The organism is Humibacter ginsengisoli (genome assembly GCF_054780095.1).
In genome coordinates this window covers 83,749-95,495 of record NZ_BAAGWZ010000011.1, presented here as the reverse complement: position 1 = coordinate 95,495, position 11,747 = coordinate 83,749, and the positions used below count along the sequence as shown (strand labels likewise).

Annotated in this window: 7 protein-coding genes; 6 read left to right on the top strand and 1 reads right to left on the bottom strand. The window is 68.4% G+C overall.

Annotated elements, in window-relative coordinates:
• The 6 genes from ACYVI5_RS14735 to ACYVI5_RS14710 all read left to right on the top strand — a co-directional run bounded on the left by ACYVI5_RS14735 (position 1) and on the right by ACYVI5_RS14710 (position 9,418).
• The gene (locus ACYVI5_RS14735) at positions 1-1,788 is read left to right on the top strand and encodes a phospholipase C (protein WP_460580867.1); all 1,788 of its coding nucleotides are present in this window, start codon (positions 1-3) and stop codon (positions 1,786-1,788) included.
• A 67-nt stretch (positions 1,789-1,855) separates the two neighbouring features.
• Complete coding sequence (locus ACYVI5_RS14730) at positions 1,856-2,782, top strand: aldo/keto reductase (RefSeq protein WP_460537282.1); 927 nt, start codon at positions 1,856-1,858, stop codon at positions 2,780-2,782.
• A gap of 186 nt (positions 2,783-2,968) precedes the next feature.
• Positions 2,969-3,757, top strand: coding sequence for a ThuA domain-containing protein (locus tag ACYVI5_RS14725; protein ID WP_460580866.1), 789 nt, complete (start codon positions 2,969-2,971; stop codon positions 3,755-3,757).
• On the top strand, positions 3,754-4,788 hold the full coding sequence (locus ACYVI5_RS14720) for a Gfo/Idh/MocA family protein (protein WP_460580865.1): 1,035 nt from the start codon (positions 3,754-3,756) through the stop codon (positions 4,786-4,788). The genes ACYVI5_RS14725 and ACYVI5_RS14720 overlap by 4 nt, the downstream gene beginning before the upstream one ends.
• Positions 4,789-4,931: 143 nt before the next feature.
• Positions 4,932-5,525: a MarR family winged helix-turn-helix transcriptional regulator gene (locus ACYVI5_RS14715; RefSeq protein WP_460580864.1), complete on the top strand. Its 594-nt coding sequence runs from the start codon at positions 4,932-4,934 to the stop codon at positions 5,523-5,525.
• Positions 5,522-9,418 (top strand): ABC transporter ATP-binding protein, encoded by a 3,897-nt coding sequence (locus ACYVI5_RS14710; RefSeq protein WP_460580863.1) that lies wholly within the window; start codon positions 5,522-5,524, stop codon positions 9,416-9,418. Before ACYVI5_RS14715 ends, ACYVI5_RS14710 begins: the two co-directional genes overlap by 4 nt.
• A 22-nt stretch (positions 9,419-9,440) precedes the next feature.
• Here the strand turns inward: ACYVI5_RS14710 and ACYVI5_RS14705 are convergent, their stop codons facing one another.
• Complete coding sequence (locus ACYVI5_RS14705; protein ID WP_460580862.1) at positions 9,441-11,738, bottom strand: FUSC family protein; 2,298 nt, start codon at positions 11,736-11,738, stop codon at positions 9,441-9,443.
• Positions 11,739-11,747 lie beyond the last annotated feature (9 nt).

Below are 11,747 nucleotides of genomic sequence, written 5' to 3'. Positions count from 1 at the left end.
ATGCCCACGGTGTTCGGGCGGCGCACACTGCGCGTCGCCGCCATTCCGGTCGCGCTCGCCGCGATCGCGACGACGGTGGCCCTCGCGGTGCCGGCGTCCGCCCATCAGCCCGACCGCTCCGCCAAGACGACGACGCCGATCAAGCACCTGGTGGTGCTTTTCGACGAGAACGTCTCGTTCGACCACTACTTCGGCACCTATCCGAACGCAGCCAACACCGACGGCACGTCGTTCACCGCCGCACCGGGCACCCCGGCCGTCGACACGATGCAGAGCGCCGGACTCATCGCATCCAATCCCAACGCGTACAGCCCGCAGCGCCTCACGCCCGAGCAGGCCGTCACCTGCGATCAGAACCATGGCTACGGCGCGGAGCAGAAGGCGGTGAACGGGGGTGCGATGGACAAGTTCGTGGAGAACACGAGCAAAGACACCTGCACCGGCATGTACGGAAGCCCAGGGCTCGCCATGGACTACTACGACGGCAACACGGTCACGGGTCTGTGGAACTATGCCCAGAACTACGCGATGAGCGACAACGCCTGGGACACCGTCTTCGGTCCCTCCACCCCCGGCGCCCTGAATCTCATCTCCGGGCAGACGCACGGCGTCACCTCCATCGATCCGAAGACCGGGCAGCAGACCGCGGCACCGGATGCTTACACCGTCGCCTCGCCCGACGCGAAAGGCGTCGGGACGGTGATCAACGATCCCGACCCGGCCTATGACGACTGCGCAGACAACAATCACACGTCGGCCAACGCGCTCGCGTCTCTCTCGGGCAAGAACATCGGCGACCTGCTCAACGCGAAGAACGTGACGTGGGGATGGTTCCAGGGCGGATTCGCCCCGACCACGAAGTGGGATGGCACGAACGGCCACTACGCGGTGTGCGGTGCGAAGTCGACGAACGTGGCGGGAGCGGCATCCGCCGACTACTCGCCGCACCACAACCCGTTCGCGTATTACACGTCCACCTCGAACCCGCACCACCTGCCGCCGACGAGTGACGCCGCCATCGGGCACAGCGACCAGGCGAACCACCAGTACGACCTGACCGCGTTCGACACAGCCCTGAAGCAGAACAACCTGCCGGCCGTGTCGTTCCTCAAGGCGGCGGAGTCGCAGGACGGCCACGCCGGCTACTCCGACCCGCTCGACGAGCAGAAGTTCCTGGTCAAGGAGATCAACGCCATCCAGCAGTCGCCGTCGTGGTCGAGCACCGCGATCGTGATCAACTACGACGACTCCGACGGTTGGTACGACCACGTCGCGCCGACCATCCTCAACGGATCGAAGGATGCCTCGAACGACTCTGCGATCTGCACCACGTCGTCCGCCCCGGCGGCCGGCGGATATGCGGATCGGTGCGGGCCGAGCCAGCGACTGCCGTTCCTCGTGATCTCGCCGTTCTCCAAGCAGAACTACGTGGATCACACGAGCATCGAGCAGACGTCGATCACGAAGTTCATCGAGGACAACTGGTCGACCGGACGCATCGGCGACTCCTCGTTCGACGAGCGCGCCGGCTCACTGGCCGGGTTCTTCGACTTCAAGCACCCGCAGCAGCGCGCCGTCGTGCTCGCCGACGATGGGTCGGTCGCGAAGGTGATCCCGGTGCACGTCGGATCCGGAAACGGCAACGGGAACGGCGGTGGGAACGGCAACGGCCACGGCGAGGGGAACGGCAACGGCCACGGCGGTCACTCGTCTCCTGGTCAGGGGAGCGCGGATGCCGTCACGTGGCTCTTCGACCGGATCAGCTTGCTGCTGAAGCACCCGTTCTGAGCCCGCGCTCCGGGTCCGGTCGCCTCGATTGGACCCGGAGCGCGCTCCGGCCGCAATCATGGAAGACATGAAGACCATCACCCTCCCGAACACTTCCATCGAGGCCAGCAACGTCATCCTCGGCCTCATGCGCATCCGCGATCTCGACGACGAGCAGATCCGCACCCTCGTCGGCACCGCCCGCGACGCCGGCATCGACTTCTTCGATCACGCCGACATCTACGGCGGCGACCACGCGTGCGAGCGGCGCTTCGGCGACGCGGTGCGCTTCACCGGAGCCGAACGCGAGCAGGTGTACATCCAGTCGAAGGTGGGCATCCGGAACGGATTCTGGGACTTCTCGAAGGAGCACATCCTCGAATCGGTCGACGAGTCCCTCGCCGCTCTGCGCACTGATTACCTCGACGTTCTGCTCCTGCACCGCCCCGACACCCTCATGGAGCCGGACGAGATCGCGGATGCCTTCAGCACGCTCCACGACGCGGGCAAGGTGCGCCACTTCGGCGTCTCGAACCAGACTCCCGGCCAGACCGAGTTGTTGAAGCGCTCCGTGCGACAGCCGCTCGTCGTGAACCAGGTGCAGCTGAGCATCACGCACGCCAACCTCATCGCGCAGGGAATCGCCGCGAACATGAACGGTCTCGACCAGTCGGTCGACCGCGACAACGGCATCCTCGACTACGCCCGCCTGAACGGCATCACCCTGCAGGCGTGGTCGCCGTTCCAGAAGGGATTCTTCGACGGCGTCTTCCTCGGCGACCGCGAGAACTACGCGGAGCTGAACGACGCGATCGACGAGATCGCGGCATCCTATGGCGTGACGCCCACGGCCATCGCCGTCGCCTGGATCACCCGCCACCCGGCGAACATGCAGGTCGTGCTGGGCACGACGAACCCGCAGCGGGTGAAGGATGCCGCAGCCGGCTCCGACCTCCCGCTCACTCGCCCCGAGTGGTACCGCCTCTTCACCGCGGCCGGGCACACGCTCCCGTAGCGCACCGGCCCTTGCACCACCCCGCGTGCCCGCGTACTCTTGCCGACGGTTCGAATCGATTCGAGGTGTCACCCCTTCGGCTCAGGTCGCAGTTTCTGTCGCCTCGCCGAACTCATCGCGACGAAAACTGCGACCTGAACGGTGCAGACGATCGAACATCCCATCTCTCACCTAACGAGGAGCACCATGCGCATCACCGTGTGGAACGAGAACTTCCACGAGACGACGCAGCCGGACATCGCGGCGATCTATCCGAACGGGATCCACGGCGCGATCGCTGAGGGTCTGGCGGCGCGGCTGCCTGATGCGGGCATCCGCACCGCGACTCTGCAGCAGCCGCAGCACGGCCTCGACCCGGAGACCCTCGAGGCGACGGATGTGCTGCTGTGGTGGGGTCACATGAAGCACGACGACGTCGACGACGAGGTGGTCGAGCGGGTGAAGCAGCGGGTGCTGGCCGGCATGGGCCTGATCGTGCTGCACTCGGGGCACTTCTCGAAGATCTTCAAGGTTCTGATGGGAACGACGTGCTCCCTGAAGTGGCGCAACGAAGCCGAACGCGAGCTGGTGTGGACGGTGAACCCGTCTCATCCGATCGCCGAGGGCATCCCGTCGCCGCTGATCATCGGTGAGCAGGAGATGTACGGCGAGTACTTCGACGTGCCGACGCCGGATGAGCTGGTATTCGTGAGCTCGTTCTCCGGCGGCGAGGTGTTCCGGTCGGGAATCACGTATCGCCGCGGGCTGGGCAAGGTGTTCTACTTCAGCCCCGGGGACCAGGAGTATCCGGTGTTCTATCACGAGGATGTTCGAGACGTGCTGGCGAACGCGGTGCGCTGGGCGGTTCCGGCGCGCGGCGTCTCGCACGTGCCGGAGGTGGCGAACCCGCCGCGAGACTGGTTTGCCCAGCCCTCCGAAGGCGAGCAGGCGCCGGTGGGAGAGCAGGCGTCGGAGCGAGACGGGGAGCACGCGTGAGCACTCTGAAGGTCGGGGTCGTCGGCGCAGGATGGGCCGGTCAGCAGCACCTGAAGGGCTATGCCGCTCTGGAGGGCGTCGAGATCGCTGCGCTGGCCGCCATGGAGACCGAACAGGTCGAGCTGCTGCAGGCGGAGTACGGCATCCCGGCGACCTTCCAGCGCTGGGAAGACATGCTGGACGCGGTCGAGTTGGATGCGATCAGCATCGCGACGCCCACGTTCCTGCACGCTCCGGTGTCGATCGCGGCGCTGCAGCGTGGCATCCACGTGCTCACGGAGAAGCCGATCGCGGCGAACCTCGAGGACGCGCGGGCGATGGTCGAGGCGGCACGGGCATCCGGTCGGGTGCTGCAGGTGGTGTTCAACCACCGGCTGCGTGGAGACATCGCCGAGCTCGGCCGCATCATCGCCTCAGGGGAGCTCGGCACCCCGTATGTGGCGAAGGCCGGATGGTCGCGCCGCGCGGGCATCCCGGGTTCCGGTTGGTTCGCGAAGAAGGAGCTCTCCGGCGGCGGTCCGCTGCTCGACCTCGGCGTGCACGTGATCGACTACGCGCTGCACCTGCTCGGTGAACCGGAGGTGGCGACCGTGTCGGCATCCACCTACGACCAGCTCGGTACGAAGGCGATGGAGGGGTTCGATGTCGAAGACATCGCGATCGCGTTCGTGCGGTTGAAGAACGCCGTGACGCTCACGCTCGAGACCAGCTGGGACAGCTTCTCACGGCACGAGAACGTGTACTGGATGACCGTGTACGGCACCGAGGGCGGCGCCGAGCTGCGCGTGGTCGACTACGTCACCAGCGAGTTCACCGTGTTCCGCAACGAGGACGGCGTGGTCGCCGACTACGACGCGACCCCCGGTGACAACGGGGGACACGACCAGGTCGTCGCCGAGTTCGTCGCGGCCATCCGCGCCGGCGAGGCGGAGTGGGTGAAGCACGACGGATCCCTCGGCCTGCGCCGCGCCGAGCTCATCGACGCGTGCTACCGCTCCGCCGAGAGCGGCCATGAGGTGACGGTGGGGTAGCTCGCGGCGCCTGATCTCATCACGAGACTGCACGCCCGCCCCGAGACCGTGGTCATTACCCGCTGTTTCGGGGTGGGCGTGCAGTCTCGCGGAAACGGAGTCGCGCCGCCCCGCAGCTCCGGCTCTCGTTCTACGATGGTTCGGTGCTCGAACTATCTCAACGCGATGCGGATGCCCGTGCCGCGGTCAACGCGCTCACCCGTGCCTCGCGCGTGCTGGAGCGTTCGCTGCCTGAGCTCAGCCTCGCCGACTTCAGGGTGCTCTCCGCCGTGGCGGAGGGTGAAGCACGGGCATCCCGATTGGCGCACCGGCTCGCGCTCGGCAAGCCTGCGATCAGCTCGACGGTGGATTCGCTCGTGCGCCGTGGACTGCTGAGCAAGCAGGCGCACGACGCCGACCAGCGCGCGACGGACCTCGTGCTGACGGCATCCGGCGAGGTCGCACGCTCTGCCGCGGAGCAAGCGCTGGTCGCAGTCGTGACACAGCTCGTCGACGACACCGATGATGCTGCGGCCACGCTGACCGCCCTCGCATCGCTCGAAACCGCGATCGAGCGCCGGCAGGCATCCATCGCCGCCGCGCGACACGCCGCGGCGGTAGGCGCTGCCGGGTCTGCGGACCTCGGCGCTGCGACCCGGGCTGCGTCGCCTGCGGCCGTCGGTGGAGCGACTCGACCCGTGTCGCAGCCGTCGGAACCCGACCGAACGCCCCGACCATCGGCGGGGGCGACCGTATGACCCAGACGAAGGCGCAGGACGGCACGCAGACCGACGCGGAGCATCCGGCATCCGCCCCGGAGGCATCCAAGCCGGGATGGCTGCGCCGGCTCGGCCACTACCTGTGGCGTCACCGGGTGAACGTGTCGATAGCGGTGGCGGCGGCCATCCTCGGTTCCGCGTGTCAGGTGGCCACTCCGCTCATCGCCAGGCAGATCGTGGACGGCGTCATCATCGACAAGTCCGCACCGCTGCTGCCCTGGCTCGCACTGCTCATCGGGCTGGCGGTCATCGCGTTCGGCTTCGCCTATCTGCGTCGGTACCGCGGCGGGCGCGTGGCGCTCGACGTGCAGAACGACCTGCGCAACGAGATGCACGACAAGCTGCAGGGCTTGGACGCCGCCACCCTCGACACCATGCCGACGGGCCAGCTCGTCGCCCGCGCGAACTCCGACTCCGCGCTGGTGCAGGGCCTGCTGAACTTCCTGCCGCTGGTCTCGGGCAACGTGCTCATGATGGTGCTCTCGCTCGTCGTGATGTTCGTGCTCTCACCGCTGCTCGCGATCATCAGCCTCGCCGTGCTGCCCGCACTGCTCATCGTCAGCTACCGGATGCGCCGCCGCGTCTTCCCCGCCACCTGGGACGGCCAGCAGAAGGAGGGGGACCTCGCCGAGATCGTCGATGAGGACGTCGGCGGTGTGCGCGTCGTCAAGGCGTTCGGGCAGGAACGACGCGAGCTGGAACGTCTCACCGGCACGGCGTCCGCGCTGTACGGATCCCAGATGCGTGCCGTGCGCATCCAGTCGCGGTACCAGCCGCTGCTCGAGGCGGTGCCCGTGCTCGGGCAGGTGGGCATCCTGGCGCTCGGCGGATGGCTCGCCCTCACCGGCAACATCACGCTCGGCACGTTCCTCGCGTTCTCCACCTACATCGCCCAGCTCATGGCGCCCGCGCGGCAGCTCGCGGGCATCCTCACCATCGGGCAGATGGCCCGCACCGGACTCGAGCGCATCTTCCAGCTGCTCGACCTGACGCCGGCCATTCAGGATGTTCCCGGCGCCGTCGACCTGCCCGCCCGCCCCGGAACCATCGAGTTCTCCGACGTCACCTTCGGCTACGAGTCCGAGACACCCGTGCTGCGCGACTTCTCGCTCACCGTGCGACCGGGGGAGCGGGTCGCGCTCGTCGGCGCGAGTGGAAGCGGAAAGTCCACGGTCGGGCGCCTGCTCGTGCGCTACTACGACCCGGACGCGGGTGGTGTGACGATCGGCGGCACGGATGTGCGCGACGTGCGCCTCGGATCGCTTCGGCAGTCGATCGGCATGGCCTTCGAAGACGCCTTCCTGTTCTCCGAGTCCGTGCACGACAACATCGCCTACGGCGCTCCGGATGCCACCGACGACGAGATCGAGACCGCCGCACGCGCTGCGCAGGCTCACGACTTCATCATGGATCTGCCCCGCGGATACGACACCGTGGTCGGCGAGCGGGGCTTGAGCCTTTCCGGTGGCCAGCGGCAGCGGATCGCCCTCGCGAGGGCGATCCTGCGCGACCCGGCCATTCTCGTGCTCGACGACGCCACCAGCGCCATCGACGCCCGCACCGAGCAGACCATCCACGACGCACTGCGCAGCGTGATGGAGGACCGCACGGTGCTGCTGGTCGCACACCGGCACTCCACGTTGCACCTGGCCGACCGCATCGTCGTTCTCGAGCACGGCCGCATCGTCGACCAGGGCACGCACGACGAGCTCATCGACCACAGCGACACGTACCGCGCCCTGTTCGGCGCGACGGATGCCGCCCGCCGCGGCGACATCGACGCGCTCGCGGGTGCGGAGCTCGACGTCGCCGCCGACTCTGACGGCGATGTCGACTCGGCGTCCGGCCACGACCGACCGTCAGGACGGCGGCCTCCCAGCTCCAGCGCGCCCGCGCGCCCATCGGGTGCGCCGCGCGCCACAGGCATCGGCATGGGCCTCGGCGGCGGAGGCGGCGGCATGCGGGGCATGGGGGCAGGCCTCGCGCCCACCCCCGAGCTGCTGGCGCGGGTCGCCGCGCTTCCGCCGGTGAAGGACTTCCCCGAGATCGACCTCGACCGCGAGTCTCGCCACGAGCGCGACTTCTCGCTGGGAAAGGTGCTGGGCGAGTTCCGCCGGCCGCTGCTGCTCGCGCTCGTGTTCGTCGTGATCGACGCGTTCATCGGTCTCCTCGGGCCGGCCGTGGTCAAGACGGGGATCGATGACGGCGTCACCAGAGGCGTCGCAGCCGTGCTGTTCGGGGCATCCGCTCTCTATCTCGTCATCACGATCGCCGACCTCTTCAACGGCATGGCCGAGTCGTTCGTCACCGGACGCGCGGCGCAGCGCATCATGCTGTCGCTGCGCATCCGCGTGTTCGCACAGCTGCAGCGGCTCTCGCTCGACTACTACGAGCGCGAGATGGCCGGCCGCATCATGACGCGCATGACGACCGACATCGACCAGTTCGAGTCGCTGCTGCAGAATGGTCTGCTCGGCGCCTTGGTCGCGTTCGTCACGTTCGTCGGCGTCGGGGTCGCGCTCGTCATCGTGGATGCCCCGCTCGGCCTGGCCGTGCTCACCGTCGTGATTCCGCTGGCCATCGCCACGATGTGGTTCCGGCGGCGCTCGTCGCGGCTCTACGACCTCTCCCGGGAGCGCATCGCCATCGTCAACGCGGCGTTCCAGGAGAGCCTCTCGGGGGTGCGCGAGTCGCAGGCGTTCACGCACGAGGAGGCGACCATGCGCCGCTTCCACGGGCACGGCAGCGCCTACCTGCGCTCCCGGGTCGCCGCGCAGCGGCTGGTCGCGATCTACTTCCCGTTCGTGCAGTTCCTCTCAGCCATCGCCGACGCCATCGTGCTCGGCCTCGGCGCCGCGCTCATCGCGCAGGGCAACCTCACGGCCGGAGCCCTCATCGCGTTCCTGCTCTACATCGACATGTTCTTCTCGCCGATCCAGCAGCTCTCGCAGGTGTTCGACGCCTGGCAGCAGACCCGCGTCTCGGTGTCGCGCATCTCCGGTCTCATGAAGCTTGAAACGCTGACGCCGCAGCCGGAGCATCCGGTCGAGGTTCGGCACCTGACCGGCGACGTCGCGCTCGACGACGTCCACTTCGCCTACCCGACGGGTGCGGTATCGGCCGAGCTGCGCGGACCTCGGGATGCCCACGACCCGCTCTCCCGCGACGCGGCCGTTCGACGACCGCAGGAGGCGCTGGCCGGAATCGGTCTCGGTATCCGTGCGGGCGAGACGGTCGCGCTCGTCGGCGAAACCGGGGCAGGAAAGTCGACGGTGATGAAACTGCTCGCCCGGTTCTACGACCCTGACCGCGGCGCCGTTCTGGCAGACGACATCGACCTGCGCAGGCTCGGCCTGGGCGACTACCGGCGCCACCTCGGCTACGTGCCGCAGGAATCCTTCCTGTTCACCGGAACCGTTGCCGAGAACATCGCCTACGGTCGACCGGATGCCCCGGCCACCGACATCGAGGACGCCGCACGGGCCGTCGGCGCCCACGACATGATCGAGTCGCTGCCGTTCGGGTACGACACGATGATCGCCGAACGCGGCAAGTCGCTCTCCGCCGGGCAGCGGCAGCTGATCGCCCTCGCCCGTGCCGAGCTCGTGGATCCTGCGATCCTGCTGCTCGACGAGGCGACCAGCAACCTCGATCTCGCCACCGAGGCGCGGGTGACGGATGCCATGCATCGCCTCGCCCGCGACCGCACCACGGTGCTCATCGCCCATCGTCTGCAGACAGCGATGGGCGCTCACCGCATCGTCATGCTCGACCACGGCCGCGTCATCGAGGTCGGCTCGCACGACGAACTCCTCGAGCGCGACGGCGCCTACGCCGCGATGTGGCGTGCCTTCGAGCTCGCGACCACGTGATCGACGCGGTCGCGGCGGCAGCTCAGCGAGGCTGTGTCGCGGCACGCCCCGGCACGGTCTGCTCGGGCGTCACGATGCGGGTCTGCAGCCGGCGGACGGCATCCAGGTAGTCGCCGGTCCACACGATGCGCACGGCGGTGGGGGTGCTTCTCCCCGACTCGTCGCCCAGGTCGAGCCGCACCGAGTCGATCAGATCGGACGTGAGAACGGGATTGCGTTCCGGAGCCGCCGGAAGCTCGTCCCGGCGCAGGAGGCGGCCCCCCAGCTGCCTGCACCACTCGCTCAGCACCGCGGCCGACGTCTCCAGCGCGCGCCTGGCCCGTGCACGGTCGCCCTGCGCCGTGCCGTCCTCATCGCTCCACATGTCGACGATCGCGTCGCACACCAGGCGAATAGCGGCAACCCCCGCGACGGCGGCGGATGCCTCGGCGAGCGGCACTCGACGCGTGGAGCGTTCGGTGAGATACGTCCGGAAGGTGTCGTCCAGCCTGCGTGACGCGGCGGCCGTGCGTCTTGCCTCCGTCGCCGGGAGTGGATGCCTGGTCACGCTCGCATCGCACCGGTCGACTCCGAACGCCACTGCGGCGAACAGGTAGTCGGCGAGGGCCGAGTACGCCTCGGCCAAGGCGACGCGCAGCGACGCTGCAGCACCACGCGGCCAGAACAGCAGGCCGAGGAGCAGGCTGACCAGGAATCCGAGAACGACGTCTTCGATGCGGTAGAGACCGATGGTCCAGCCGGTCGGCTCGATGATGTTGAACAGCAGCACGAGCGTGAGGGTGAAGGCGGCCTGTCCTGCGGCGAACGAGATCACTGTCGGTGCAACCCCGGCGATGAGCATCGAGAGGGGGAGCACGATCCACAGCGCGACCGGATTCGTGCCCAGCAAAGCCAGCAGCGCGCCGCCGATCGCCACTCCGGCCGCCGTCCCGACCACTCCGCGCAGGGCGTTCTGCCCGGTGCTCAGCGCGTTCGACCGCAGCACTGACATCGTGCCGAGCACGACCCAGAACGAATGCTGCACCCCGGTCAGATCCGCCAGCAGCACGGCGACCCCGAGTGCGGCTGCTCCGCGGATGCTGTTGTGCAACCACACCGAATGCCACTCGAATTGCGCGCGTGCCCGCTCGATCCCGGCGCTGAAAGATCCGATCAGGTCGCCCGGCTGCCGCCCGAGGGCTTTGTCCCACCAGCTGCGACGCTCGGCAGCAGCTGTCAGCGCGATGTTCTGTCCGACCTGGGAGACCGCATAACCCAGCTCCTGAGCACGGAACCCGGGGTCGAGCGCTGAGACGAAGGCGTCGGCGTTGTCCGCGTCTCCCGTCCCATGGCTCACCCGTTCGGGCAGCCCGGTGAGTGCACGCTCGGCGACGGCGCTGCGTGCGTCAGCGAGCCAGGTGAGCGCTTCCTCCAACTCGTCGCCGGGTGCGCCGTTGCCCAGCAGGATGTCCGCACCGCGCTCGAGCACGTCGGCTGCGGCGATCTTCACCTGGCACACGTCCCGGTAGACGCCATCTGCGCCGGTGAAGGTGAGGCGCGGCACGAACGCGGACTGCGCGACGACCGTCTGCAGCCAGTCGAGCTCGTCGACGAGCCGCACGACGGTGCGCGCAGGGGTGTTCAATCCTGTCGGACGATACGGGGTGGCGAGAAAGAGTGCCCGCAAAGCCTCGACCGCGGCATCCGCTCGCGTGGCCGCATGGTCGCGCGCTTCACCCGCGGCATCGCTTCGCCCGCTCAGCACGAACTCGGCGTCCGCACGCAGCCGGGAGGCCAGGGCCCTGCACGCATCCGCCGCACTGGTGCGCAGCGGCATCCGCGTGGGTGCGGGCCAGAGCAGTGCGATGGCAGCCAGGCCCACCAACGACGCCGTCCCCCAGCCGGCCAGACGCGGCAGCAGGGTGTCGATGCCGCCGGGCAGCGAGACGGGCAGGATGAACGTCAGCAGAAGTGCCGTGCTGGCCGACGCGAGAACATCGCTCACCGTTCCGACGAAGAGCACGACGAACGCGACGACCGCCATCGACAGCGCTCCGAGCCACACCGGAACCGCCAGAAGCGTGCCGAGGCACACGAACACGGCGCCGGCGATCGCAAGAGCGAGTTGCGCCTGGAGGCGCTCCCTGATCGTGCCGCCGAAGCCGACGAAGAGCAGCATCGCGAGCGAGCCGAAGGCGCAGAACAGCGCGAAGTCCGGGTTGTGCACCACGTAGAAGCCGAAGGCGAACAGGGCGGGCATCACAACGGCGGCACGTCCCGCTCTTCGCAGAGCGCCGAGGTCGGGATCGTGGCGCTTGAACCACGCCCATGAGGTGCTCAACACGGCGCC

Bases quoted from the DNA above. Each gene is read 5' to 3' on its own strand.
- ACYVI5_RS14735 (WP_460580867.1), top strand. From the start codon at position 1: ATGCCCACGGTGTTCGGGCGGCGCACACTGCGCGTCGCCGCCATTCCG.
- ACYVI5_RS14730 (WP_460537282.1), top strand. From the start codon at position 1,856: ATGAAGACCATCACCCTCCCGAACACTTCCATCGAGGCCAGCAACGTC.
- ACYVI5_RS14725 (WP_460580866.1), top strand. From the start codon at position 2,969: ATGCGCATCACCGTGTGGAACGAGAACTTCCACGAGACGACGCAGCCG.
- ACYVI5_RS14710 (WP_460580863.1), top strand. From the start codon at position 5,522: ATGACCCAGACGAAGGCGCAGGACGGCACGCAGACCGACGCGGAGCAT.